This is a genomic window from Rhodococcus sp. 05-340-2, assembly GCF_002258915.1.
Taxonomy (GTDB): Bacteria; Actinomycetota; Actinomycetes; order Mycobacteriales; family Mycobacteriaceae; genus Rhodococcoides.
Window position 1 is genome coordinate 23,619 of sequence record NZ_NOYU01000036.1, and the last position, 26,014, is coordinate 49,632.

Here is a 26,014-nt window from a genome sequence, read left to right on the forward strand (position 1 = left end):
CACCCCCTATATCGTTAGCCGGGCCAACGGTACCCGCCGCATTCGCGACTCCGGAATCGGACCGGACGGAACCGATCCGAGCCCACAGGCGTCAAACCCCATGACGCCGATTCACCGGGCGTCGATACGGTGCGACTCGGGGGAGCGTCATGACAGTGAATGTGGATCCAGCGATCCTGCGGCAGTTCTCGAATGTGTTGTCGGCAACTGGCGGGGTGATCCGTGAGGTGGATGCTCTTGCTCCGTTCCGGGAATCGGAGAATGCGGTGCAGGGTAGTGACTTCCGCGCAGCATGTGCGGCGGCAGCAGCCGCAGCGGCCGGAGCTGTTGCAGCCCTGGCCGGGCGGGCCGAATGCGTCGCGGACATCGCCCGCGGCGTCGCGCAGAACTACGAGATCGCCGACGACGAACTCGCCCGCCGCCTCGCTGCGATGGACCAGCCGAAGTGACCCCCACCGTGCCGCACGTCGCGGGCTGGGAGCCGGAGTCGATGCGCAAGACGATGATCGAACTGTCGGAGATCGTCGAGCGCGTCAACGGCCAGCGCACCGGAGTGCTGGAGGAGCAGGACACATTGGCCGAGACGTGGACCGGTGAGGCAGCCGAGGCCGCAGCCGAACGCGTGGTGGCCGAATGCTCCCGGATGAGCTCGGTGTGCAATGAGATCGATTCACTCGGTAAGGCATTCGAGACCGCAGCAGCAATGGTCGACGCCGCGAAGGCGCACCTGCAGGCGCAGGTGTCGGCGGCGACGACGAGCGGGTTCGCCGTTCGGGCCGACGGTGTGGTCGACCCCGACGGGATGATCGCGTTGATACCGGACGTCCTGGGTGAAGAAAAGGTACGACAGGCCGACGAACTACGTTCTGCTGCAGCGCAGTTGACCGACGACATCCAGGATGCTCTGAGGCAGGCAGACCGAGCCGCACTCGACGCTGCTCAGCAGTTGGCCGAGCCCACGAAGCTGTTGACCGAGCTTGCGCTCGGTAGCCCGACCGGGAAGTTCATCGAGAACCCGGACGGATCGTTCTCGTGGATGCCGGACTGGCCGACGACCGTAGCAGCGACGGTGATCGGGGGCATGAGCGACGCAATGACGAGGGCGCTGGAACTTCCAGGTGTCGGTTCCGTGGACGATGTTGCCAAGAACATCGGTCGGGGGTTGGGGGCGTTCGGTGCGGTGGCGGGAACTGTTCCCTCGATTACGCACGATATCGACGAGGGGGTGAGCCCCACTGAGGCGATTGCGGTCAACACTGCGAGTACCGCCGCCGGCCTCGCAGCTGCGAGCTACGTGACCGGCGCCCTGGCGGGACTCGGTGGTGCCGCGGGTTCGGTGTTTCCCGGGCCGGGCACGGTGGCCGGTGCTGCCGCAGGCGTCGCGTTGGGTGCCCTGGTCGGGGGCTCCGTCAGCCACGGCGTATCGAAGGTCTTCGAATGGACGCTGCGATGACCGATCGTGAGGACACAAGCGCGAACACGCCTGCGGATCCGGGACCTGTGTGGGTGCGGAGGTGGCGCAGTGTCCACCTCGGCTGGCTTGCAGCGGTTTTCGGCATCTGTACGGTAGTGGTGGGACTGCTGGTTGTCGCCATCCCTGTGATTGCCAGGACGGGCGCAGGCGGCCTCCTGGCACTGTTGTGGCTCGCGTTCTTCGTGCTCCTTCCCTTGGGGATGGCTGTGCCGATGTCCGGCATCGGATCTGCGCGACTGTCACGTTTCGTGCGGCGGGTCGATGTTGCAGGCGTCGGCGCCGGTTTGTCGGTGCCCGGGCGCGGGGACTTCGTGGCTCGGGCAGGTCTGCTCGCCTTCGCGTCGGTGGTGGGCCTGTCCTACTTCGTATTCAGGGATGACGGACCGGGCCCTCGTCAAGGGAGGGCCGAGTTGCTGACGGCGATAGGCGCGCCGGCATGCTTGGCGTGGTTCGTCCTGGGGTTCGTCATCGTCAACCGCACCAGGGTCTCTCTGCACCCCGAAGGTATCGTCCAACAGATCTATCGGCGTCGTGGGTGGAAGGTGTCGAACGACGTGACGGTCCTGCCCTGGAGCGACATTGCGGATCTGCGCCTGGAGGAGCATCCGAATCCAGCTGTACCGCACCGAGGTGACCTGCCGGTGATCAGAGTCCCGCGCCGATCGAGCGAGACCGACGAGCCGGAGCTGGTCATCATGGCGTGTGAGAAGAAGGTCGAACCGAATACGCTGCTCGCGCTGCTTCTGTGGTGTCGCGACAATCCCTGGGCGCGCGAGCAACTGGGACGCGAGGATGCGCGGGAGTTACTGCGTCCGCCCAGCCTGCGCGAGCGCATCCGCGCCGACCGTGCCGCATCGACTTTCGGTGGAAGGAGCACTGTCCAGTGACGGTTCGAGAAAGGACGATGGAAACCTATCTCCGGCAGCAGGATGTCGAACTGGCACCGGTGCACCGCGACGAATGCGACAGGTTCGGGCTCGAGCTCCTGGTGCTACCGGACTGGGAGGCTGTTTCCGAGCATCACTTCCCACACGCCACCGCGGTGCTGTCCTCACCGGTGAACGCGGTCGAGGGATTCGTACCGAACGCGGTCGTTCTGGTCGGCAAACTCAGTCGATCGGTCCATCCGGAATCGTTGCTGGACTGCGGCTTCGGTGACTCTCGGGCGCTGCCCGGCTGGGTCGAGATCGGTCACGACCGAGACTCGTTCTGCGGTCTACCGGCCGTCTCGATCGCAGGTCGCTACGACTGCGACGGTCGGTTGCTCTTCGCCCGGACCCGGTACGTCGTCGTCCACCACATCGTCGATCAGTATCTGGTGCAGGTGACTGTCACCGTGCCGGATTCGCTACGGCAGACATTGTCCTGCGCTGTAGACGCATTCGTCGACGAGGTGCGCTTCGGGCGAAGCTAGTGTTTGGGCAGCTCGCGCAACAGTGCCGCCACGTCCTCCGTCGCGCCGAGGGCATCGACGATGTCTTCGAGAACGGTGGTATCGGATTCGCCGACCAAGCGAGAGATCTTGGCCCGCAGTGCGGCGTAGTCCATCGGGAAGTGGTCGATGTCGCCCACTGGATTCGGGGTGGTCGCGGAGACCGTACGTCCGTCCTTGAATTCGATCGTCACCTCGGCGGCTCGACGCGCGGGCAGCAGAGCATCGAGTTCGCTCGATGTCGCCACGTCGACCCGAGCGCTGAACAATTCGGCCGCCGCGAAAGTCGCACTTCGAGGATCGAGAGATTCGACGTCTATCGCGTCGGACACGACGGCGGCTGCAACGACGAACGGCAGCGAGAACATGGCGCCCAGCCTGCTGGAGGGGTGTCGGCGAAACAGTGGTTCTGCCAACGAATGCGTTCGCACCCGCACATGTTCGATGTCGTCCGCGGACCATTCGGCATTCGAGCGCAGACTCTGCACGGCGTCGACGGCGGCGTGCGTGTACGAGCAGCTGGCGTGCTGCTTCGTGTAGCCCTCGAGCGTGAGCCATCGATCGCCGAGGTCCTCCGTCAGTCTGGCGGTGTTCAAGGTCCCGACAATCGCGCCCAAGGTGTGCTCGATGGCACCCGAGTTGTGCACCGCCCCCGATCGGGCCAGCCTGGCCGCGTTCAGGCCCGCCCGCGCGGCACCGCCGATCCACAGGTTGCGGGAGAAGTTTCCGTCGAGAACCACCGCCCATGGCGCTACATGAACCAGCGCAGACGAGGAGTCGATCGCTGCGGCAACCTCGTTCGCACCGGCACCGTGTATGGATGCCGCTGCCGTGGCCGCACCGGTAGCACCCCAGTGTCCATGGGTGTGCCAGGAGCTGTTGCGGTTCAGTGCCCAGCCGAATCGGGCAGCAACCTCGTATCCCGCCACGATGGCCGTCAGGAAGGTCGAACCCGAAATCGGCGTCGGTGAAAGCCTGGTCGCGGCGACAGCCGCGGGGAGCACGTGCGCAGCAGGATGACCGGCGGCGTACTTGTTTCCCTCGTCCAGTTCGAGGCAACACGATGCGATCGCGTCGAGCTCGGACGCGGTTTCGACAGTGGTACCTGCGCTCCCACCGATCGGGTGCGTCGATCCGGTCTCTGCAGCCCAGTTCCTTCGCAATTCGACCATCTCGGCGGAGCGGGCACCGGCGAGTGTGACACCCAGTAGATCGAACAGGACCAACCGAACCCGGTCGTTCAGCGGTGCGGTCAAGGGTGCGCCCCTGAGCTCGACCATCACGGCAGCCAGACAATCGACTGCGGCAATATGTTCCGTTGAGCGAAACGCGCGTGAACCGTCCATTCGCGGACTGTAGAAGGTGGAGAATGAAAGAGTCAATGATCGAGACGGGTTACCAGCAGACTGCTACGCTCGTCCTAGCGTCGGCGCAACTCTCTGAGAGTCACAAGCGTTCCGGCTAGCGAAACGAAACTACGCTGGTGTGAGGTGCCTGCTCAGCGTCGAACGAGGAGATGAAGCAATGTCCGATCAACTTCTTCGTGCCGTCCAAGGGGGCGTGCACGTAGTCGATCTCGGGAGGCAGCTGAGAGTCGGCATGCCACAGTCACCCAATCATCCGCAGTTCTGGCACACGTTGCCGCGCAGGCACGGTGACATGACCCGAGCGGATGGCGGCAGCGCCGCGAACGACATGATCACCACCGGAACGCATGTGGGCACGCATATCGACGCCCTTGCTCACGTCAGCCAGGACGGCAAACTGCACGGCGGCGCCGATGCAGGTCAGTCCTGCCTCGGTGGGAAATACGTCGAACACGGCGTGCACACCATCGAGCCCATGATCCGCCGCGGTGTGCTGCTGGACATCCCGAGGCGCCTCGGTGTCGGCCGCTGCGAGGGTGGATACGAGATCACCGTCGACGATCTCGAATCTGCCTGTGCAGCCGAGGGTGTCGAGATCGGACCTGGCGATGTCGTCTTGATTCGTAGCGGCTGGGGGCAGTTGTTCGCCGAAGGGCTGCCCTACGTCGGCGGACCGTCCGGCGTTCCCGGAGTCGGAGAAGCAGGTGCGCAGTGGCTGGCGGACAAGGGCGTACACGCTGCGGGTGCCGACACCATCGCGTTCGAGCGGCTCGCTCCCGGCAGCGGCCATGGTCTGCTACCCGCGCACCGGGTTCTCCTGGTGGAGAGCGGAATCTACATCATCGAGGCACTCGACCTCGAAGAGCTCTCGCAGCAGGAACTCTTCGAGTTCACGTTCCTCCTCGTTCCGCTGAACATCTTCGGCGCAACGGGTTCGCCGGTCCGGCCGTTGGCGGTGAGGTCCGCATGACCGAACGCACTCTCGCACAGCACATGGCTCACTTCGCCGCGACCACCCGCTACCAGGATCTACCCGAGGCCGTTGTCGCCTCGGTGGGGATGCGAGTACTGGACACGCTCGGCATCGCGGTGGCCGCCACCGACCTCGATACCAGTCGGGCCGCGACCGCGTGGGCACGAGAACAAGGTGGGTCGGCAACGGCGTCCGCCGTCGGGCTCGACGTTGCACTGCCTCCTGCCATGGCCGCCTTCGTCAACGGCGTGCTCGCACACTCGCTCGATTTCGACGACACCCATCTGCCGTCGATCCTGCACCCGAGTGCCAGTGTGGTGCCTGCGGCACTCGCGGCCGCTCAAGAGCACGGGGCCGACGGCCGAGAACTCGTACGGGGCATCGCGATCGGGCTCGAAGTCTGTGTGCGGATCGGAATGGCGGGCTTCGATCCGGAGACCAAGAATTCGGTGTTCTTCGAGCACGGTCAACACGCCACTTCCATCTGCGGTGCCATGGGCAGCGCCGTGGCTGCAGCGGTCATCGGTGGTGCATCCGAGGATCGGATCGTGGACACGATGGGTATTGCCGCGTCGATGGCGTCGGGCATAATCGAGGCCAACCGCACCGGCGGAACGGTCAAGCGTATGCACTGCGGATGGGCTGCACACTCCGCTCTGTCTGCGGCCGGGCTTGCGCGACACGGGATCACGGGACCGCCGACCGTCCTGGAAGGCCGATTCGGCTTCTTCCAGGCCTGGTTGCACGAGCCGGGTCGAGCCGACGAAATTCTGGACGGACTCGGCTCCGAGTGGGCCGTTCCCGGAATCTTCTTCAAGCCCTACCCGGCCAACCACTTCACCCATGCTGCGATCGACGCGGGAGCAGCCCTGCGGGCGAGGGGAATCGGGCCGGAGCAGATCGAGAAGCTGGAGCTCGGAGTGCCCGCGGCGAACCTGCGGACGATCGGCGAACCCATCGACGTCAAGCGCACGCCCGAGACCGGATACATGGCTCAGTTCAGCGGGCCCTACGCGGTGGTGGTCGGCCTGCTGGGCGGGGGCGGACTCGGTGCTGCGCTCGAGGATTACACGGACGAATTGGCGAAGTCAGCCGATCGGCGAGCGCTGATGGCCAAAGTCGACGTCGTTCCGGATTCCCGATGCGATGCCATTTTCCCGCATCAGTTTCCAGCGGTACTGACCGCAACCCTGACCGACGGAACAGTCGTCGTCGAAGAGGTGCTGACCACCCGCGGAGGACCCCAACGGCCGCTGTCGTTCGGTGAGGTCTCGACCAAGTTCACCAGCAACGCCGGGCCGTTCCTCTCCGACGTCGAATTGAAGGAACTGGCCGGTCGATGCGATCGGCTCGGGGACCTGACCGACATCGGAACACTGCTCGCGCCGTTGACCGATCTGAAATCGTCCACGCAGCAATAGGACAGTCCTCGGGCACCGTCACCCCTGTGGCGGTGCCCGAACTGCGGTTTCGACCAGTTCAGGCCCGGGCGAGGATCTCCCGCGCGCCCCGTACCACTGCTTCGTCGACGAATCGGCCGCTGTCGTCCACGGTCGGACCGCCCTGGGCCACGTCGTAGAGTTCCACCAGTCGACGGGCCGCAGCGACATCGTCCGCCGACGGCGTGAGTGCGGCATTGATGATCGGGACCTGGCTCGGGTGCAGTGCCGTCCGGCCGCGGAACCCCATCTGCACGAAACGTGCTGTGGTGGCGACAAATCCGTCCAGGTCGCGGAAGTCGGTCGATGTCGGAGCGATCGGCGCGGCCAGACCTGCGGCAGCGCAATCGATCACGACGCTCAGGCGGATGGCGTCGATCATCGCTTCGGTGGACTCCGAACGGATGATCCGCAGGTCTGCGAGCAGGTCGACCTCACCGATCCCGAACGTTCGAACTCTGTTGCACCGAGCCATCTCCGGCAGAGCGCGCAAGGAGTGAGCGGTCTCGATGAGGCCGATCAGCTCGATGTCGGGGAGGTTGCGCATCTCGAGGAATTGGTCCGCACGTGTCAGTGACTCGGTCGAACACTTCGCCACCATGATGCCGGTGGTGCCTGTTCTGGCGACGGCCTCCAGATCCTGCGTCATGAACTCGGGGGTGACTCGGATCCAGATCTGGGTATCGGTCGACGACCTCGACTCCAACCACTGCGCGACCTCGTTGCGCGCTCGATCCTTGTCCGGCAACGGAACAGCGTCCTCGAGGTCGATGATCACCGCGTCGGTGTCTCCGCGCACTGCCTTGTCGAACAGTTCGGGTTTGTTCGCGGGGACGTAGAGGAACGACCGGGCAGAGGTGGGGGTCATCGAGCTGCACGCGCTTCCAGGATGCTGGTGATCGACTGGGCTGCCGCGACAACCTGACCGGCGTGCACGATGTGTTCGTCGTCCGCGGACGAGGAGTAGCGGAAGGCTGGACCGGACGAGCTGACCGATCCGAGTACGTGCCCTGCGGCGTCGAAGAACGGAGCGGCGATCGAGGCTGCACCGGTGTTTCGTTCGTTCGTCGAGGTTGCGTACCCGTTGGTGCGGATCTCGGCGAGGCGAGCGCGGAAGCGGGTCTCGTCGGCGTCGGGGGAACTGCTGCGGAGCTCCTGAAATGCTTCCTGCGCGAATCGATCGGGGAGGAACGCCAGGATCGCTCGGCTCGATGCACCCGAGTGCAGCGCGTACTGAGGCCCGATCTCGACGACCATCTTGACCTCCTGAGGGCTCTCGTACTGATCCAGATAGACGCGTCGGTGCCCGACAAGCACCGACAGTGTTGCGGTTTCGCGTGTATTCGCCCGCAGCGCGCGGAGCACCGGAGCGGCGATCGAGCGAACGTCGAGCTGGCTCCACGCCTTGGTGCCGAGTCCGATCGCCGCCGGGCCGAGTGAATAGGTCGACTCGCCCGCGACCGGCTGCACGATCGACCGCGACGCGAGCGATTGCAGAATGCGGTGCACAACAGCCTTGCTCAGGTCCAAAGTGCGGGCGATCTCGGACACGCCGAGCGCCCGGTCGGATTGCGCGAAGGCGATCAGTACATCGGCGACACGATCGGCCGACTCGGTTCCGGTCGAGGTCTCCAGTGCAGGCTTGCTGACCATAAGTGCCACCTTTCGGATGTGCAGGCGTTCCGCTGAGCGAACCATACCCGTAACAAGAAATTGACGGAAGAGCCTGTTCTGAGGCCGTGATGCGTGCCATACTCGATTTCAGCGAGATCAATCATCAATCTGATGGTGCGCTCAGCGGAACGGTAGGTTCCGCCCAGTGGTTCGACTCGGCGCCGATGGGCGCGGAAGGCAGATTCGACAATGAAGAAGCTCGTAGGTGTGCTGACAGCCGTTGCAGTCGTGGGTGCAGCAGCGTGTGGTTCCTCCACCGGCTCGGACGACTCCGGCCCCATCAAGATCGGATCGGTTCATCCCACCACCGGAGCTCTGGCAGGTGTGGGCGGATTGATGAACGACGGTGCTGCTCTTGCGGTGGCCGATATCAATGCAGCAGGCGGTATTTCGTCCTTGGACGGTCGGCAGCTGGAGTTGGTGTCGGGTGACAGCCAGGGCAAAGCAGAGGTCGGCCAGAGCGAGGCACAGCGACTGATCGACGACGGCGCGGTGTCGCTCATCGGCACGTACCAGAGTGACGTCACTCAGAACGTCGCCTCGGTCGCCGAACGATCTCGGGTGCCGCTCGTGATCGACGTGGCCGTCGACGACAAGATCCTCGATCAGGGTTACCAGTACTCCTTCCGGATGCAGCCGAACGCCTCCAGCATGGGTACCGACGGTGCCAAGGCACTGGCCGCGATCGAGGAGCAGACCGGCCAGGCCATCGACCGAGTGTCGTACCTGCATATCGAGGGATCCTTCGGCGACAGCGTCTTCAACGCATTCGAGGCCGAGGCAGCCAATCAGGGGATCTCGTCGGTCCAGGAAATCACCTATCCCGCAACCAATTTCTCCGACGCCACCACTCAGGTCCGTGAGGCAGCGGTATCGAATCCCGACGTCATCGTCGCGACCGGCTACTACCCGGACGGTTTGTTGATCGCGCGTGCGGTGCAGCAGCTGAACCTGAACGTCAAGGGTGTCTACGGAATTGCCAACGGCGCGTTCGACGACAGCTCGTTCCCCAGCGATGCAGGCGCGGCCGGCAACGGCGTGTTGAGCGCCAACTACCACTACGACGCCACCAGTGACCGCGTCACCGACATTCGTACGCGGTTCGAGGCTCAGTACGGACGCCCGATGGAGACCGCAGCGATGCTGTCCTACCAGGCGGTCGAGGTCATCGCGGCGGGTCTGAACGACGGCGCCTCCAGCGACCCGGAAGATCTGCGCGAGGCCATTTCCGGCGTCTCGATCGACGACCCGCTCCTCGCGTTCAGCGGACCGATCGAGTTCGACGAGACCGGGCAGAACAAGAACGCGACCGTCATCGTCATGCAGGTCCGCGACGGTGCAGTCGCTCAGGTCTTCCCCGAGGAGTTCGCAACGGACGCACTCGAGTTCCCCGTGGGAGCCGGCCAGTGACGGCCGCTACCTCGACTGCGGAGAGGACGGGTAAGAAAGGTCTGGCCGGGATCGGCCCTGGTATCCCGGTCGCGGCAGCGATCGTCGTCATCATGGCCGTGATCTACCTCGTCGGTGGTAAAGATCAGGGCTTGGTCACGCAGTCGGTCGTCTCCGGACTTCTGCTCGGCGGCGTGTACGCACTGATCTCCGTCGGACTGACGCTCATCTTCGGCGTTCTCGGGATCGTGAACTTCGCCCAGGGCGCGATGCTGACGATGGCGATGTACATCGTGTACGCCCTGTCCAACGCGGGTCTGCCGGTCTATGTCGCAACGCTGTTGGCCGTTCCGGTGATGTTCCTGTTCGGGATGGTCGTGCAGGCAACGTTGCTGACGAAATTGACCATCAGCGGTAGTCACGACGGCCCACTCCTGGTGACCCTCGGCCTGTCGCTGCTGATCATCAACGTGCTGCTGATGATCTTCGGCGGACGACCACAGTCGGTGCAGGCACCGATCGAGGGTTCCCTCGACGTGCTGGGTGCCGTCGCGTCGTGGCCGCGAGTCATCGCATTCATCGGGGCTGCTCTGGTCGCCGTCGCGCTCACCGCGGTACTGAAGCGGACGCCGCTCGGATTGTCCATTCGCGCAGTCGCATCCAACTCCGAGGGCGCCAAGCTGGTCGGCGTCGACATCGGTCGGGTCTACGCGCTCACCTTCGGTATCGGTGCAGCCTGCGTCGCCGTCGCCGGCGGGTTGATGACACCGTTCACCAGTCTGACGCCGTCGGTCGGAGAACAGTTCACCATCCTGGCGTTCGTCATCGTGGTTCTCGGCGGACTCGGAAGCGTCGTGGGAGCCATGGTCGGTGGCCTCGTCATCGGCCTCGTGCAGACCGTCGGCGCGCTGTATCTACCGGGAACAGGCTCGTTGATCCTGGTGTTCGCGGTGTTCGTTCTCGTCCTGTTTCTCAAGCCCGAAGGATTGTACGGAGCTCGCCGATGACAACGACAACAACCGCACCCACCCCGGTGTCGGACGATCCACGGTTGAAGGACACCTGGCTTCGTCGCCAATTGATCACGCTCGCCATCGGTTTCGTCGTAGTGGCGGCATTGCCGCTGCTGCTCGGTGAGCAGGCGCAGACGGTTGCCGTTCGCACGCTGATCTTCGCCGTGATGGCCGTGGCGTGGAACATCATGAGCGGGTTCGGTGGCATGTTCAGCTTCGGCCACGCCGCCTTCTTCGGAATCGGTGCCTACACCGGTGCATATCTGTTGGTCGAACACGGCGTTTCGCCGTGGATCTCGATGGTCGTCGCGGCGATCATCTCGGCGGTGGTGGGAACCCTCATCGCGTACCTGTGTCTGCGTTACCGGCTCGCCGGGTCCTACTTCGCGTTGGCCACGTTCGCCTTCGCGCAGATGTTCCTGCTGCTGGTGCAGAACCTCGAAGTCTTCAACAAGACCGAGGGATTCAATGTGCCCATCCTGCCTCGTGATTCGTGGTGGATGCTGCAGTTCGAGAAGGGCAGCCCCAACTACGTCTGGATTCCCCTCGTCATCCTGGCCCTTGCCGTTCTCGGAACCATCTTCTACACCCGCTCGCGGGCCGGGCAGTTCGTCCAGGCCACCCGCGACGACGAAACCGCAGCAGCCTCACTCGGTATCGACACGATGAAGTATCGGCTGATTGCCGTGGCGGCGAGTTGTGCTCTGACCGCAGTCGCAGGCGTCTATTACACGCAGTACTACTTCTTCGTCGGCCCGGAACAGGCCTTCGGTTCGGCGGTCTCCGTCGAAGCGATCGTCCCGGCCGTCATCGGCGGCATCGGCACGATCTGGGGACCGGTCATCGGCGCTGCCGTGATCGGGCCGCTGTCCGAGTTGATCAACGAGCTGCTGAGAAACCCACCCGCCTTCCTCGAATTCCTGCAGGGAACAATCGGATTGGACGTTGCCGCGTACTCGGTGATTCTGATCGCGATCGTGATCTTCCTGCCCAAGGGAATCTTCGGCACGATCCGTGAGAGGTGGAACCGATGAGCCTGTTGAGCATCGAATCCCTGAGCAAATCCTTCTCGGGTATCCACGCGGTGCGCGACGTCAGCCTCGATGTGCCCGAGCACGAATTCCTCGGCATCATCGGCCCCAACGGGGCAGGTAAGACGACCTTGTTCTCCCTGCTGTCGGGTGAGCAGCCGCCGACCACCGGCCGAGTGATCTTCGACGGTACCGACATCACCGGTTGGCCGGCGAGCAAGATCGCGCGCGCCGGGCTGGTTCGCACCTTCCAGCTGATGCGCCCGTTCGAGTCGATGTCGGTACTGGAGAACGTCACCATCGCCGCATTGTCGAAGCGCAAGTCGCGCAGGGATGCTCGGCGTCACGCCCTCGATGTCCTCGATCGTGTGCAATTGTCCGATCAGGTCGGCGGCAAGGTCTCGGCCATGTCGACGGCGGGACTGAAGCGACTCGAGCTTGCGCGCGCACTGGCCATGGAGCCACGTGTGGTGCTCCTCGACGAGGTTCTCGCCGGGCTGGTCCCAGCCGAGCGTGCGCCGATGATCGAACTGCTGCGCACAGTGCACCAGGAGGGCCAGACGGTGCTGTTCGTCGAGCACATCATGGCTGCGGTGATGGCACTGTCCGAGCGTCTGGTGGTCATGCACGAAGGTGCGGTGCTCACCTCGGGTGACCCACGCACGGTGGTTGCCGACGACCGCGTCGTCGAGGCATACCTCGGTGAGGAGAAAACAGCATGATGCTCGAAATCGACAACCTGCATGCCGGGTACCGTCGTCTGGAAATTCTGCACGGGTTGACCCTCGCGGTCGACCGCCACGAGATCGTTTCCCTGATCGGTGCCAACGGGGCAGGTAAGACGACAACGCTGCGCGCACTGTCCGGTCTGGTTTCCACCTCCGGCGGTAGGATCATGTTGGACGGCAACACCATTCGCGGCATGCGGGCGGATCGGATCGTGCGAGCGGGGCTCGTGCACGTGGCACAGGACCGAGCACTGTTCGGCAGCCTCACCGTCGCCGACAACCTCGAGATGGGTGCCTACACCCAGAAGCGCAGCGGTGTGAAGGAATCCCTGGACCAGGTCTACGCGCTGTTCCCGATTCTGGCCGAACGACGAGAACAACGGGCCGACACCATGTCCGGTGGTCAGCAGCAGATGCTCGCCATCGGTCGCGCGATGATGTCGAAGCCGCGAGTACTGACACTCGACGAACCGTCGGTCGGGCTCGCCCCCAAGCTCGCAGCTCAGGTGCTCGACGCGATCGTCCGCATCCGTGATTCGGGTGTCACCGTGCTGATCGTCGAGCAGAACGCAGCGCAGGCACTGGCCATCTCCGATCGCGCGTACGTCATCGAGAGCGGGTCGATCGTGTTGACCGGCACCGGATCCGAACTGGCACACGACGAACGGGTCAAAGCTGCGTACCTCGGTATTTAGGAGTTCACCCCACATGCACCTCTTGGCTTTCACCCCGATCGACGTCGACGCGGCAGAACTGCAGCGGCGGCAGGATCGGTACGACCAACTTTCCCCCTCGGGGATCACCGTCGAGCTCCGCAACATCGGGGCCGACGCGCCCAGCGCACTGGACACCGAACGCGACATCAGACGGTCCGAGGAGGTGCTGTCGGCTGCTTTCCGATCCGTGCACGAGACGGAAGCCGACGGGTTTCTGCCCGACTGCGTGCTCGATCCCTGCGCCGAAGAGGCAGATTCGTTCGCGCGGCCGCTCTACGGACTGACCCGGTTGACGGCATCGTTCTACGCGTCCCAGGGACACCGGCTCGGCGCACTGGCGCGCAACGACGCCATTGCCGCGGAAATGGACCGCCGTCTCGGGTTCTACGGGATCGTCGCCGAAGCCACCGAGGTACTCGGACTCGGTGTGCACGATATTGCCGACACCGGAGCCTGGGGGAGAGCGGTCTCGGAACACGCGAGCAAGCTCCGGTGCACCATCGCCATCAATGCGTGCTCCGCCGTCGATCTCGTCGATCCACCCGCGTCGCCGCAGGTGGTCGACCCGACCGCCACTGCACTGCGGCTGCTCGGTCTGCGATCCGAACTGCAGGTCACCGCGTGAGCGAGGACGGACCCGACCTGGTGGTGGCAGGCGCGGGCGGCGGGCTCGTTGCTGCTCTCCGAGCCGCCGAGCTCGGGCTCGACGTGCTGGTGGTCGAGGCCAGTGCGCACTTCAAGCGGGGCAACAACACCGCGATGTCGACCGCCATGATCCCAGGCGCGGGTTCGCGATGGCAGCGTGAGGCCGGAATCGAGGACTCGCCGCAGCAGTTCTTGGACGACGTGTTGCGCAAGACCAAGGGCACTGCCGATTTACGGCTGGCGTCCACCCTCGCCGATGTCAGTGCGCCGTTGGTGGAATGGCTCGCAGATCATGTGAAGTTGCCGCTCACCCTCGTGACCGATTTCTCGTACCCGGGGCACTCGCAATTGCGTTGCCACACTGTCGAAGGCCGTCACGGCAGTGCGATGCTCGAGCACCTTGCGCGAGCGGTGGCGGACGAGCCACGCATCGATATGTTGACTCCCGCTCGCCTGACCGACGTGTCCGTCGATTCCGACGGGGCCGTCGACGCGGTGACGATCACGATGCCCGACGGCAGTATCGACGTCGTTCCCACTCGTGCAGTTCTGTTGGCCACCAACGGTTACGGTGCCAATGCTTCGATGGTGGCCGAGCATGTCCCCGAGATATCGGCGGCGCGTTATCATGGCAGCGAGCACTCCACCGGTGACGCGCTCGCCATCGGACGTCGTCTCGGAGCCGAGTCGGCGTATCTCGATGCGTACCAGGGGCACGCAGCGCTGTCGAAGCAGGCCACGACGCTCGTCGGCTGGGCGACGGTGATGCACGGCGGTGTTGTGCTCGACGTCAACGGCCGTCGGTTCGGTGACGAGACGACCGGCTACTCCGAGTACGCGGCCACGCTCGCGTCCAGGCCCGGATCCGAGGGGTGGATCATCATCGACCGGGCGATCTACGACAAGTGCTTGTCGTTCAAGGACTTCCAGCAGACGGTCGACTCGGGTGCCGCGGTGTGGGCGGACGATGCCGATAACCTTGCGGCCGCAACAGGGCTTCCACCTGCGGCAGTGGCGGAGGAGCTCGACGCTGTGGAAAGGTATGCCTCGGGTGAGGCACCGGACCCGTTCGGCCGCAGCTCTTTCGAGCACACTCTCACCGGGCCGTATGCCGCCATCAAGATCGTGCCCGCGTTGTTCCATACGCAGGGCGGCCTCGTCGTCGACGAGAACGCACGTGTACTGCGAACCGACGGTTCGGCCATCACCGGCCTGTTCGCCTCGGGCGGTGCCGCGATGGGCATCTCCGGCCACGGTGCTGCCGGGTACCTCGCCGGTAACGGATTGCTGCCGGCGCTCGGACTGGCGTACCTCGCGGCAAGCTCGCTCCGAACCACTGAACTCTTGTGAAGAAACTCGAAAGGACCATCATGTCAACGCTGTTGATCACCAATGCGCGCGTAGTTCGGCCAGGATCCGACGCCCCCGACGAGGGCGAGTTTCTGGATCTGCTCATCGAAGACGGCAAGTTCACCCGTATCGAGGCGAACATCGATGCAGCAACCGCAGAGACCGTCATCGACGCGGCAGGCAAGGTCGCATTCCCCGGTGTGGTCGACGCACACCAGCATTGGGGCATCTACAACTCGCTCGGCGACGATGCCGAGACCGAGTCGCGGGCGTGTGTCCAGGGCGGTGTGACCACCTCACTGTCCTACATGCGGACCGGCCAGTACTACATGAACACCGGTGGTTCCTACGCCGACGTGTTCCCGAAGGTCCTCGACGCCACCGAGGGACGTCCCTACGTCGATTACGCGTACCACCTCGCGCCGATGTCGAAAGAGCACATCGACGAAATTCCTGCGCTCATCGCAGATCACGGCGTCACCTCGTTCAAGATCTTCATGTTCTACGGCAGCCACGGGCTCCACGGGCGGTCGACCGATCAGAGCGAATTCCTGATGACGCCCGAGGGGGAGCGCTACGACCTGGCGCACTTCGAGTTCGTGATGCGCGGCATCCAGGCGGCACGGGAGCAGATGGGCGACAAGGCCGATCACATCTCGCTGTCGCTGCACTGCGAGACCGCCGAGATCATGAGCGCGTACACCAAGATCGTCGAGGAGGAAGGCACCCTCGAGGGCCTGGCTGCGTACAGCGCGTCACGGCCACCGCACTCGGAGGGCCTCGCCGTCACCATCGCGTCGTTCCTCGCGGACGAGACGCAGCTGCCCAACATCAACCTGCTGCACCTGTCCTCGCGCAAGGCGTTGACTGCGGCGATGCGGATGGCAAAGGCGTTCCCGCACGTCAACTTCCGCCGTGAGGTCACCATCGGGCACCTGTTGGCCGATATCGACACCGCCTACGGCCTCGGCGGCAAGGTCAACCCGCCGCTGCGTCCGCGCGACGACGTCGAAGCGCTGTGGGAGCACCTGCTCGCAGGTGACATCGACTGGGTCGTCAGCGATCACGCGTGCTGCAAGGACGAGAAGAAGTTCGCCGAGGACCGCGGCGACATCTTCGCCGCGAAATCAGGCTTCGGCGGTGCCGAGTACCTGCTGCCCGGACTGGTCAGCGAAGGACGCAAGCGCGGCCTGAGCTGGCGTCGCATCGCCGAGCTGACCTCGCTCAACCCTGCCCGGCGCTACGGCCTACCGGGCAAGGGTGACATCGCCGTCGGGATGGACGCAGACATCGCTCTGATCGACCCGGACCATACCTGGACCGTCCGTCCGGAGGATTCCGAGTCGGCGCAGGAGTACACACCGTTCGAGGGATTCGAGCTCGGTGCCAAGGTGACCGACACGTTCGTCCGCGGTCAGCGGGTACTCACCGACGGTGCCGTCGCCGGTGCTCCCGCAGGCCGCTACCTGCACCGTCCGTACCTGTGACGGGCCCACTGGAGGGCATCAAGGTACTCGACATCTCGACGATCCTCGCCGGCCCCCTCGTCGCGCAGATTCTCGGCGATTTCGGGGCGGAGGTCATCAAGATCGAGCACCCCACCAAGCCCGACGGTATGCGCGGACACGGCTTGGACAAGGACGGTCATCCGCTGTGGTGGACGATGATCAGTCGCAACAAGCGAACGATGACCCTGAACCTCGGAAACGCGCACGGCGGAGCGATCTTTCGTCGCCTCGCCGCAGAAGCCGACGTGGTGGTCGAGAATTTTCGGCCGGGAACCCTCGAACGCTGGGGACTGGGATACGACGTTCTCTCCGAGCTCAACCCTGGTTTGATCCTGTTGCGTGTCACCGGCTTCGGTCAGACCGGACCGTACGCAACGAGGCCTGCCTTCGGCACGCTCGTCGAATCGATGAGTGGGTTCGCGCATCTGACCGGCGAAGCCGATGGGCCGCCGACGCTTCCGGCGTTCGGGTTGGCCGATTCCCTCGCCGGGATTGCGGGTTCGTCTGCCGTCTCGATGGCTCTGCTGCACCGCACCAACAACGGCGGTAAGGGCCAGCAGATCGATCTGGATCTGTTGAGCCCCATCATGGCTGCGGTCGGGCCGGGCGTCATCTACGCCGATCAGCTGGGGATCGATCAGGAGCGAACCGGGAACCGGTCGAGCAACAACGCGCCCCGCAACCTGTACAAGACCGCGGACGGGCATTGGTTGGCGATCTCCACGAGCGCCAATTCGATAGCCGAACGCGTGTTGGTGCTGGTGGGTCACCCGGAGGTGCTCGACGAACCGTGGTTCGCCACCGGTCGTCAGCGCGCCGCCCATGCCGATCTTCTGGACGAGTACGTCGGCGGCTGGATTGCCGAGCGGACCAAGGACGTGGTGATCGACGAGTTCGAGAAGGCCGGAGCGGCAGTCGCTCCCGTCTACAAGCCGAGTGACCTGTTGTCCGATCCCCAGGTCAACGCCATCGAAATGGTGACGACCGTCGAGGACGACGACCTCGGCCCCGTGCGCATGCAGAACGTCATGTGGCGGATGGGTGGCAGCCCCGGCCGGATCAGGTACACCGGCCGCAAGCACGGTGCCGATACCGACCAGGTGCTTACCGAAATCGGCTGTAGCGCCGACGAGATCGAGGCGATGCACCGCGACAGCATCGTGTAGAGCGCGGCGGGTGATCGCGATGTCCGGTCACCCGCCGAGTTCACATCGGAATCTGCTGCACCACGGCGGCGACGGCTTCCACCTGGTCCGCGATGCGTGGCCCCCACCGACTCGACAGGTCCTCGTCCATCGGGAAGATCCTGCCGTCTCGGACGGCGGTCATCGAACCCCACCCCGGCCGAGCCGCGACCGATTCGGCTGTGACGCCGCAGCATTGGGCGTCGGCGAGGAACACGATGTCGGGATCCGCGGTGATCACCGATTCGGCGGACAGCTGTGGGTAGTCGCCTGCGCCGGAGCCGTCGGCGATGCTCGTCAGGCCGAACAGACCGTAGATCTGGCCGACGAAGCTCGCGCTCGACACCGTGTACAACGTGTCGTCGAGTTCGTGGAAGTACGTCAGCGGTTCATCACGATCCGGAACGCTCGCCACCGCGGCGTCGATCCTGGACCGCATCTGCGCGACCACGGCGTCGCCGTCGGCGTCGTGCCCGGTCGCATCCGCAACGCGTTCGATCTGGGAGTACGCGTCGTCGAGGCTCGTCGCGGCCGGGACCAGCAACGTCGGAATACCCGCCTCGGCCAGAGTGGACGTCACGAGGCCGAGGTCGGTGGAGGTGATCACCAGATCGGGGTCGTACGCGACGATCGCCTCGAGGCTCGGCGTGAACGCCGACAGCCCGGTCTTCGGAGCGTCGGCGGGATAGTCCGACTGATCGTCGACGGCCGCCACCTGCTCACCCGCCCCGACGGCATACAGGGTCTCCGTCGCCGTCGGGCTGAGCGAGACGATCGAACGAGGCATCGCGTCGATGGTGACGGTCCCGCCGTCCGAGCCCGACGCGATCGTCCTCGGGAACTCCCCGCTCGACGCCATGGCCGAGGTGGCGGCCGGCGGGGAGTCCGTGGTCGTGCTGCCGCAGCCGGTCGCGACCAGCGCGACGACCGCGAACCCGGCTGAGATCATTCGTGCCGATCGACGCTGCACTGCCACTCCTGGGTTTCCGATGTCTCTGGAGCGCCAACACTATCGGGTCGCGGTCAGCGCCCCAGGCTCCGTGCCAGGTACGTGCCGGTGTGGGTGTCCGAGACCACCAACTCGTCGACGGTTCCGGTGAAGGTGATCAGACCGCCGTTGTGCCCGCCGTCGGGGCCGAGGTCGATGACCCAATCGGCGGCGGCGATGACGTCGAGGTTGTGTTCGATGACGATCACCGACCTGCCCTCGTCGACCATCCCGGACAACAACGCGATCAGGTTCGACACGTCCGACGGGTGCAGACCGGTCGTCGGCTCGTCGAGGACCAGCATCGGCGACGACCCGACCAGTTCGGTAGCGAGCTTGAGCCGTTGCCGCTCGCCGCCGGAGAGCGAGGACAGGTTCTGGCCCAGCGAGAGGTAGCCGAGCCCGACGTCCCGGCACCGGCTGAGGATGTCACGGATCTTCTTGACCTCGAAGAAGTCCTGAGCGTCCTCGACGGACATCTCGAAGATGTCGGCGATGCTGATGCCGTCGACGGTATGCCGGATCGCGCCCGAACGGAATCTCCTGCCCTGGCACGTCTCGCAGGTGCTCGTCACCGGGTCGGTGAACCCGAGGTCGGTGAAGATGACGCCACTGCCCTGGCAGTCGGGGCACGCGCCGTCGGAGTTGGGCGAGAACAGCGACGGCGGCTGGCCGGTCTTCTTGGCGAAGTACGCGCGGATCGGGTCCAGCAGACCGGTGTAGGTCGCGGGGGAGGAGCGGCGCGATCCGCGGATGGGTGCCTGGTCGATGATGACGGCGTCCGGCGCGGCCTCACGGAGGTGGCCGTGGATGAGGCTCGATTTGCCGGAACCCGCGACGCCGGTGACGGCGGTCAGAACTCCGAGCGGCACGTCGACGCTGACGTCGCGCAGGTTGTGCGTGCTCGCACCGGTGATGCTCAGCCAGCCCGAAGGCGCACGGGGAGTGCGTAATTCGACGCCCTCGCGGCGCAGCGCGGCACCTGTCCTGGTGTCGGCGCGGCGGAGTTCGTCGTAAGTGCCCTCGAACACGACTGTGCCGCCTGCCTTTCCCGCGCCGGGGCCGATCTCGACGACGCGGTCGGCGATGGCCATCACCTCGGGGTCGTGCTCGACGACGAGGACGGTGTTGCCCTTGTCGCGCAGCGCGAGCAACATGTCGTCGAGGCGGTGAACGTCGCGGGGGTGGAGGCCTGTGGTCGGTTCGTCGAAGACGTAGAGCATGTCGTTGAGAGTGGCTCCGAGGTGGCGGACCATCTTGATGCGCTGGGATTCACCGCCCGACAGCGACGACGTCGCCCGGTCCAGGCTGAGGTAGCCCAGACCGAGATCGACGAGCCTTCGTAGCTGCGTGACGATTTCGGCGGTGACGGTGCCCAGTCCGTTGATCTGCCACCCGTCGATGCGGTCGGCGAGTTCGGACACCTGCATCGCGAACGCGTCGGGCAGAGACAGTCCCTCGAGGGTTGCGCCGCGGATGGCCTCGTTGTAGCGGGAGCCGCCGCAGGACTCGCAGACGCCGCGCGTGACGATGCGCTCGAACGCGAGCTTGGCCTTGCCCTTGAGGGCATCGGCGTCCTTCGCCAGGTAGCTGCGCCGGAACCGGGACACGATCCCCTCGTAGCTCTTCATGACGGCGTCGGGGTTCAGCACTTCGACCTCGCCGGGCTTGGCGTCGAAGAAGATGTGGCGCTCGCGGGCGGAGTACTGCTCGATCGGGACGTCGAGATCGAACAGGCCCGAGTCGGCGAACACCCGATACGGCCATTTGCCGACCTCGAAGTCCGGATGCCGGAACGGCCCCTCGCGCAGGGACTTCGACTCGTCCACGAGTTCGCCGAGGTCGACGACCTTCGCCTCACCGAGCCCCTCGCACTCGAGGCACATGCCGGCCGGGTCGTTGAACGAGAACGCGTTCGCGAACCCGATCGTCGGGGTGACGCCGCGGGACCACAGCATGCGCAGCCAGTCACCGATGTCGGTGATGGTGCCGACCGTCGACCGCGGGCCACCGAACAGACGCTTCTGGTCGACGATCACGACGGCCGACAGGTTGGCGATCAGATCCGCGTCGGGACGGCCGTAGGACGGAAGGAAGGTCTGCGCGAACGCGGTGAACGTGGAGTTGATCTGCCGTTGAGCTTCGGCAGCGATGGTGTCGAACACGAGTGATGATTTACCCGACCCGGACACGCCCGCGAACACGACGAGCGAGCGCTTGGGCAGGTCGAGGTTCACGTCGCGAAGATTGTTCTCGCGTGCTCCGCGAACCATGATCGTGGACAGTTCGGTGCTGGATGGCTGGGATGGGGTGGTCGGCTGGGCCTGGGTCATGTGCGCTGAGGTCGCCTTTCGCCGCCCCCGACGCTGGTTCGCCCGGGGCCGACGCAGTCTACCGTACGCCGTACGGAAATGCCGTTCGTGCGTCCGCAGTAACAGACTTACCGGTCTGGCGATCTCACATGGGCGCCGGTTGCATCAGGCCATCGGTCGTGTCGAAAGGTATTCATGACCAGTAGTAGTCGTTTCCGCGTGCGATCGGCCATCGTGCTCGCCCTCCCGGCGATCGTCCTCGCGGGCTGCGGATCGCAGGACTCCACCGAGCCCGAAGTGCGCACCGAAGTCCGGACGGTGACCGTCGAGGCAACGGCAACCCCAGCGGCTATCGCGCCGACGTCGGTCGACAGGATCGTCCTTCCGGACACCACTGCGCCCGAGCCGTCCGCATCGGAGCCGGCCGCGCCGGTCCTCGTTGCCATGCCTCCGGTCGTATGCATGAATTTGCAGTCCGCGCAGAATGCGATCCAGGCAGCGGGGATCTTCTACTCCCGCAGCGCCGATGCCTCCGGCGAAGGTCGCATGCAGGTCAACGACTCGAACTGGATTGTCGTGGCGCAGGATCCGCCCGCAGGGACGCTGATCGGTGAGGGGGATGCTCTGCTGTCCGCGGTGAAGATCGGTGAGCCCAGCAACTGCTGAACTACCGGCGAATGCTGTGCTTGCCTGCTGGAGCCGGTTCCTGCTCGGTCGAGCTGTAGGCGAGGTGGCCTCCGATGAGGCCGCCGACGCTGGCTGTCGCCAGACCGGCCGCAGCCAGCGCCTTGGCGATGCCGTCGGTCTGGTTCCGGCGACGTATGTACGAGCCGAGGAAGAGGACGACGCCGGTCGCGTTGGAGGCCGCGTGGATCATCCCGACGCGTCGTTGGCGGGTGTTCATCGTCGACCAGTCCGCCCAGCCGGTGGCGATAGCTGCCGGCGCGGACACCAGCCCGAGGGAGATGACCAGCTTGCTCGCCCTCGATTGGTGATTCATCAGGTCGAGGGCGACTGCGCTCGTCCAGCTGCCGATGGTGACGTTGACGAGAGCCGGGTGGATGGGGTGACCGATCCACCGTCCCCTCAGTGCGCCACCGACGGCGGTGTCGTCCAGTGCGGGTTTCAGGACACTGTTGATCGCGTTGCCGGCACCGTCGAGAAAGGACGCCGATTCGAGGCTGTCGAGTGCTTGTTTCGTCTTCATACCTCGCCGCATGCCCCGCTGACGCTGCGCGAACCGTAAGGGCAGCCAAACACGGGACGAGATGCTTGGACGTCCTATAAAGTCGGGTGATGAGCAGCGGAACACGAGTGAACACCGTCGACGGCGTCCTGCGACGGTCGGCCGCGAAATTTCCTGACCGTCTCGCCGTGACCTTCGAGGGACGCAGTCACACCTACGGAGAACTCGATACCGCGGTCACCCGCGCCGCCCGACGACTGATCGCGTTGGGATTGAACAAGGGTGACCGTGTGGCGGCGTACGGCGTCAACTCGGACGCGTACGTCGTCGCGTTCCTCGCTTGTGCGCGAGCCGGATTGGTGCACGTTCCGATCAACTACGCGCTGGTGGGCGACGAATTGCGGTACTTGCTCGACCAGTCGGGCTCCCGTGTGGTTCTCGTGGACCCGGCGTTGACGGCCACCCTCGACTCCGTTCGTGGAGACCTGACGATCGAGCACGTGATCTCACTTCCCGATGTACTGGGCACGGACGGCGACGGCTCCGAACTCGAACCCGCCGCCGATTCGACCGACCTCGCTCAGTTGCTCTACACCTCGGGAACGACGTCGAAACCCAAGGGCGCGATGATGTCTCACGGCGCACTCGTCGCGGAGTACGTCTCGTGTGTCATCGCGCTCGGGTTCACCCAGGACGACGATCCGCTGCTCGTGATGCCGATGTACCACTCGGCGGGGATGCACGTGTTCATGCTGCCGTATCTGTCGGTGGGTGCCACGGTCCGCTTGATGCGCAGGCCCGACGTCCCGGAGATCCTGCGCCGCATCGAAGAGGAGAAGATCAAGTCTCTGTTCCTGGCACCGACGGTGTGGGTTCCGCTCGCCAATCACCCCGACCTGGCGACGCGCGACCTCTCGTCGCTGAAGAAGGCGCAATACGGTTCGTCGATCATGCCCGTCACCGTGCTCACTCGGCTACGTGAGCGGTACCCGGACATCGAGTTCTACAACTGCTTCGGGCAGTCCGAGATCGGTCCGCTGGCAACGGTATTGCAGCCCGAGGAGCACGAGGCGCGGCCGGCGTCGTGCGGACGTGCGGTGTTCTTCGTCGAGACCCGCGTCGTCGATGCCGACGGCAACGATGTGCCGGACGGCGAGCCCGGGGAGATTCTCTACCGTTCTCCTCAACTGTGCGACGGCTACTGGGACAAACCGGAGGCGACGGCAGATGCGTTCTCGGATGGGTGGTTTCATTCCGGCGACTTGGTGACACGCGACGCCGAGGGTTTCATCACCGTGGTCGACCGGATCAAGGACGTCATCAACACCGGCGGCATTCTCGTCGCGTCACGCGAGGTGGAGGATGCGATCTATACCCATCCGGCGGTCGCCGAAGTCGCGGTGATCGGGACGCCCGACGACAGGTGGATCGAGGCGGTGACGGCCGTTGTCGTGCTCAAGGACGGCAGCGAGTTGTCGTCGCAGGTGCTGATCGACCATGTGAAGGGTCGGATAGCGCCGTTCAAGGTGCCCAAGACCGTCACCTTCGTCGACGAATTGCCGCGCAATCAGAGCGGAAAATTGCTCAAGCGTGAGCTACGCAGCTGACCTGTTGTCAGGCTGCGCGACGTTTTCGTCGGTGATAGCTGGGGATGGGCCGTCTCGAGGGGTCGATGGATTCGGGTGGGATGGCGTAGGGGTGTCCGTCGTCGCCCATGAACAGTTGCCAGTCGCCGTGGTGGACGAGGCGGTGGCATTCTCCGCAGACCAGAGCGAGGTTGTTCAGGTCGGTGGGGCCGCCGTGTTCCCAGAATGTCACGTGGTGGGCTTGGCACCACTGTGCGGGGCGGCCGCACATCACGCAGCAGGTGTCGCGGATGGTCAGAGCGATCCGTTGGTCGTCGCTGGCGAGGCGGGTGGTGCGGCCGAGGGCGAGCGGGACGCCGTGGTGGTCGACGATGACGGGGGTCAGGTCGGCGTCGCAGGTGAGAAGTTCGGCGAGGGAGCGACTGATCGGCCCGGTCCAGTCGAAGTGGAACGGCCACTCGGCATCGCCCGGCTCGGGCGCAGACCTCTGCCCGGAATCGCTGCTGGAATCGTGGGTTCGTGAATTGTCGGTTCGTGAATTGTCGCCGGCACCAGCACCAGCCCCCTCGCTGACACGGTGACCGCCGCCAGCACTAACACTGCTCTCAGGGACGCCGTGACCGCCGCCAACACCACTGGGACTTGTGCAGGTATCACCGGTTCGCGCGATGGCATCGGCCGCGGGTGGCGTCGAACCCGTTGGTGCGCATGCGGATCGGCCTCTACCACTATCGGTGAGCAACTCCCGCAGCGGGACGATCAGGTGCACCGACGCCCGCGACCCGCCCGCCGATCCGCGGCTGCTGCCGTGTAGGTGCCGGTCGAGGATCTGATCGAGCGCGTCGGCCCGCCGCTTCGACGGACCACGCGGGTCGCGCTCCCCACCGGGACCCGGGCGCGGGGCAGTCAACGGCGACAACACCGTGAGCAGCTTCTCTGCCAGCAACCGGTCGACGTTGCCGCCGATCTGGAAGCGGCCACCGGCAAGCGGATGAACGTCGAAACGGTTCAGGTCCGGATTCTCCGACACCGGTACCGGCGGCGGCCCCGGCGGAACAGGTTCGGGCCCAGCAGGTTCGGGCCCAGCAGGTTCGGGCTCGCCTGACCGACCTGTATCGCTCGAGGTTCCTGCATCACCGGAGTTTCCTGGGTCGTCGGTGTCGCTGGACCCGGTATCGGCTCGGCTCGCCTGTTCCCGTTCTTGTTCCTGTTCTTGTCGTTGCTTCTCGGCCTGCTTGTGTCGGGCTCGGGCGTCGTCGGCCGCTGAGTGCGCGAGTGCTTGCGCGCGGGAGGTGACCTGCCCGGCGGTGCTGCGCATCGCGGTCTCGAGCAGTTCCGCGACGACAGCGTCACGGCGCTGCTCGTCGAGGGTGGGGTCGGCGACCACCACGGTGGCGTAGCCGTCGGCGATCGCCGAGGTATGCGCGGCGTGGATGTCACCACCTGCGAGGGCGTTCGACACGCTCGGCCACTCGGTGAGCCATTGCCCCAGCTCCATCTGACGGGCAGCGGACCCGTCGGTGATCCGCACCGATCGTGCGTACCAGCGGGTCACCGACGAGTGACCGAGCTTCATCGCCAAACCGCGTCGGTCCATCTCGGCCAGCAGTGTCAATCTCGTTGCAGCGAGCGCGTTTTCGAGGGAGGCAACGTCGGCCAGCTCGGAGACCAATTCCTGGTCCCCGAGCCCGAACACATCCCCCCATGTCTTCACCCCACGAAAGCTATACCCACCCACCGACACGTTTCCGCGATGCCGGTCAACGCTTCCAACGAATGCGGATCGGGCCCTTCGCGGTCGACGGATCGACGACGGATCCCTTCTGGGTGATCTCGACTTCTCCCGCGTCGACCATGCGTCGAGCCGCGCGGCGAACCGGTTCCATCAACTCCCGCCAACCGTCGTCGGACAGGGCGCGTGCGACGTCGGAAGGGCAGATCGTGGAGTCGCGGGATCGGGCGTCGAGCAGAGAACGGATCTTGTCTTCGAGTTCCTTGTCGGTGGTGCTCACCTTGTGC

25 protein-coding genes are annotated in these 26,014 nt (G+C 65.1%); 17 read left to right on the top strand and 8 right to left on the bottom strand.

What is annotated here, in order from left to right; translation table 11 throughout:
- The first annotated feature begins 149 nt into the window (after positions 1 to 149).
- The 4 genes from CH271_RS21530 to CH271_RS21545 are packed head-to-tail and all read left to right on the top strand — an operon-like array spanning position 150 to position 2,888.
- Entirely contained in the window at positions 150 to 449 is a 300-nt protein-coding gene (locus tag CH271_RS21530; protein WP_094634757.1) for a type VII secretion target, read from the top strand.
- Entirely contained in the window at positions 446 to 1,453 is a 1,008-nt protein-coding gene (locus tag CH271_RS21535; protein WP_094634758.1) for a hypothetical protein, read from the top strand. The genes CH271_RS21530 and CH271_RS21535 overlap by 4 nt, the downstream gene beginning before the upstream one ends.
- Entirely contained in the window at positions 1,450 to 2,361 is a 912-nt protein-coding gene (locus CH271_RS21540; protein ID WP_143546091.1) for a hypothetical protein, read from the top strand. The genes CH271_RS21535 and CH271_RS21540 overlap by 4 nt, the downstream gene beginning before the upstream one ends.
- Positions 2,358 to 2,888 (top strand): LpqN/LpqT family lipoprotein, encoded by a 531-nt coding sequence (locus tag CH271_RS21545; protein WP_143546092.1) that lies wholly within the window; start codon positions 2,358 to 2,360, stop codon positions 2,886 to 2,888. The genes CH271_RS21540 and CH271_RS21545 overlap by 4 nt, the downstream gene beginning before the upstream one ends.
- On the opposite strand, the gene CH271_RS21550 is transcribed toward CH271_RS21545, so the two are convergent.
- Positions 2,885 to 4,252: an MmgE/PrpD family protein gene (locus CH271_RS21550; RefSeq protein WP_094634761.1), complete on the bottom strand. Its 1,368-nt coding sequence runs from the start codon at positions 4,250 to 4,252 to the stop codon at positions 2,885 to 2,887. The genes CH271_RS21545 and CH271_RS21550 overlap by 4 nt on opposite strands.
- Positions 4,253 to 4,430: 178 nt before the next feature.
- Between CH271_RS21550 and CH271_RS21555 the strand changes: the two genes are divergently transcribed.
- Both CH271_RS21555 and CH271_RS21560 read left to right on the top strand, forming a co-directional pair.
- Positions 4,431 to 5,243, top strand: coding sequence for a cyclase family protein (locus CH271_RS21555; protein WP_037190730.1), 813 nt, complete (start codon positions 4,431 to 4,433; stop codon positions 5,241 to 5,243).
- Positions 5,240 to 6,667 carry an MmgE/PrpD family protein gene (locus CH271_RS21560; protein WP_094634762.1) on the top strand — a complete coding sequence of 476 codons (1,428 nt, stop codon included), beginning with the start codon at positions 5,240 to 5,242 and terminating at the stop codon, positions 6,665 to 6,667. The genes CH271_RS21555 and CH271_RS21560 overlap by 4 nt, the downstream gene beginning before the upstream one ends.
- A gap of 58 nt (positions 6,668 to 6,725) precedes the next feature.
- Here CH271_RS21560 and CH271_RS21565 read toward each other — a convergent pair whose 3' ends face one another.
- Both CH271_RS21565 and CH271_RS21570 read right to left on the bottom strand, forming a co-directional pair.
- Positions 6,726 to 7,553, bottom strand: coding sequence for an HpcH/HpaI aldolase/citrate lyase family protein (locus CH271_RS21565; protein ID WP_094634763.1), 828 nt, complete (start codon positions 7,551 to 7,553; stop codon positions 6,726 to 6,728).
- Complete coding sequence (locus CH271_RS21570) at positions 7,550 to 8,338, bottom strand: IclR family transcriptional regulator (protein WP_037190737.1); 789 nt, start codon at positions 8,336 to 8,338, stop codon at positions 7,550 to 7,552. The genes CH271_RS21565 and CH271_RS21570 overlap by 4 nt, the downstream gene beginning before the upstream one ends.
- A gap of 210 nt (positions 8,339 to 8,548) precedes the next feature.
- Here CH271_RS21570 and CH271_RS21575 point away from each other — a divergent pair, with 210 nt between their 5' ends.
- From CH271_RS21575 to CH271_RS21615, 9 genes are read left to right on the top strand one after another with little or no spacing between them, the layout of a single operon-like run.
- Positions 8,549 to 9,769: an ABC transporter substrate-binding protein gene (locus CH271_RS21575; RefSeq protein ID WP_037190739.1), complete on the top strand. Its 1,221-nt coding sequence runs from the start codon at positions 8,549 to 8,551 to the stop codon at positions 9,767 to 9,769.
- Entirely contained in the window at positions 9,766 to 10,755 is a 990-nt protein-coding gene (locus CH271_RS21580; protein WP_094634764.1) for a branched-chain amino acid ABC transporter permease, read from the top strand. The genes CH271_RS21575 and CH271_RS21580 overlap by 4 nt, the downstream gene beginning before the upstream one ends.
- The gene (locus CH271_RS21585; protein ID WP_037190742.1) at positions 10,752 to 11,795 is read left to right on the top strand and encodes a branched-chain amino acid ABC transporter permease; all 1,044 of its coding nucleotides are present in this window, start codon (positions 10,752 to 10,754) and stop codon (positions 11,793 to 11,795) included. Before CH271_RS21580 ends, CH271_RS21585 begins: the two co-directional genes overlap by 4 nt.
- A complete protein-coding gene (locus CH271_RS21590; protein ID WP_037191073.1) occupies positions 11,792 to 12,514 on the top strand; it encodes an ABC transporter ATP-binding protein in 723 nt (240 codons plus the stop codon). The genes CH271_RS21585 and CH271_RS21590 overlap by 4 nt, the downstream gene beginning before the upstream one ends.
- Positions 12,511 to 13,215, top strand: a complete 705-nt coding sequence (locus tag CH271_RS21595) for an ABC transporter ATP-binding protein (RefSeq protein WP_179274734.1) — start codon at positions 12,511 to 12,513, stop codon at positions 13,213 to 13,215. The genes CH271_RS21590 and CH271_RS21595 overlap by 4 nt, the downstream gene beginning before the upstream one ends.
- Positions 13,216 to 13,228: 13 nt before the next feature.
- Entirely contained in the window at positions 13,229 to 13,861 is a 633-nt protein-coding gene (locus CH271_RS21600) for a hypothetical protein (protein ID WP_094634766.1), read from the top strand.
- Positions 13,858 to 15,231, top strand: coding sequence for an FAD-dependent oxidoreductase (locus tag CH271_RS21605; RefSeq protein ID WP_094634767.1), 1,374 nt, complete (start codon positions 13,858 to 13,860; stop codon positions 15,229 to 15,231). The genes CH271_RS21600 and CH271_RS21605 overlap by 4 nt, the downstream gene beginning before the upstream one ends.
- Positions 15,232 to 15,251: 20 nt before the next feature.
- Positions 15,252 to 16,718, top strand: coding sequence for a dihydroorotase (locus CH271_RS21610; RefSeq protein WP_094634907.1), 1,467 nt, complete (start codon positions 15,252 to 15,254; stop codon positions 16,716 to 16,718).
- Positions 16,715 to 17,905 carry a CaiB/BaiF CoA transferase family protein gene (locus CH271_RS21615; protein WP_037190752.1) on the top strand — a complete coding sequence of 397 codons (1,191 nt, stop codon included), beginning with the start codon at positions 16,715 to 16,717 and terminating at the stop codon, positions 17,903 to 17,905. Before CH271_RS21610 ends, CH271_RS21615 begins: the two co-directional genes overlap by 4 nt.
- A 40-nt stretch (positions 17,906 to 17,945) precedes the next feature.
- Here the strand turns inward: CH271_RS21615 and CH271_RS21620 are convergent, their stop codons facing one another.
- Both CH271_RS21620 and CH271_RS21625 read right to left on the bottom strand, forming a co-directional pair.
- On the bottom strand, positions 17,946 to 18,872 hold the full coding sequence (locus CH271_RS21620; protein ID WP_094634908.1) for an ABC transporter substrate-binding protein: 927 nt from the start codon (positions 18,870 to 18,872) through the stop codon (positions 17,946 to 17,948).
- Positions 18,873 to 18,946: 74 nt separating this feature from the next.
- On the bottom strand, positions 18,947 to 21,244 hold the full coding sequence (locus tag CH271_RS21625; RefSeq protein WP_094634768.1) for an ATP-binding cassette domain-containing protein: 2,298 nt from the start codon (positions 21,242 to 21,244) through the stop codon (positions 18,947 to 18,949).
- A 174-nt stretch (positions 21,245 to 21,418) separates the two neighbouring features.
- On the opposite strand from CH271_RS21625, the gene CH271_RS29395 reads away from it, so the two are divergent.
- Positions 21,419 to 21,889 (top strand): PASTA domain-containing protein, encoded by a 471-nt coding sequence (locus tag CH271_RS29395; protein ID WP_256986487.1) that lies wholly within the window; start codon positions 21,419 to 21,421, stop codon positions 21,887 to 21,889.
- Between the two features lies 1 nt (position 21,890).
- On the opposite strand, the gene CH271_RS21635 is transcribed toward CH271_RS29395, so the two are convergent.
- Positions 21,891 to 22,430: a DUF2231 domain-containing protein gene (locus CH271_RS21635; RefSeq protein WP_094634769.1), complete on the bottom strand. Its 540-nt coding sequence runs from the start codon at positions 22,428 to 22,430 to the stop codon at positions 21,891 to 21,893.
- Positions 22,431 to 22,519: 89 nt separating this feature from the next.
- Between CH271_RS21635 and CH271_RS21640 the strand changes: the two genes are divergently transcribed.
- A complete protein-coding gene (locus CH271_RS21640) occupies positions 22,520 to 24,016 on the top strand; it encodes an acyl-CoA synthetase (RefSeq protein WP_037190760.1) in 1,497 nt (498 codons plus the stop codon).
- Positions 24,017 to 24,023: 7 nt separating this feature from the next.
- Here the strand turns inward: CH271_RS21640 and CH271_RS21645 are convergent, their stop codons facing one another.
- On the bottom strand, positions 24,024 to 25,709 hold the full coding sequence (locus CH271_RS21645; RefSeq protein WP_256986488.1) for an HNH endonuclease signature motif containing protein: 1,686 nt from the start codon (positions 25,707 to 25,709) through the stop codon (positions 24,024 to 24,026).
- Positions 25,710 to 25,755: 46 nt separating this feature from the next.
- Positions 25,756 to 26,007, bottom strand: coding sequence for a DUF3253 domain-containing protein (locus tag CH271_RS29400; RefSeq protein WP_230596286.1), 252 nt, complete (start codon positions 26,005 to 26,007; stop codon positions 25,756 to 25,758).
- Positions 26,008 to 26,014 lie beyond the last annotated feature (7 nt).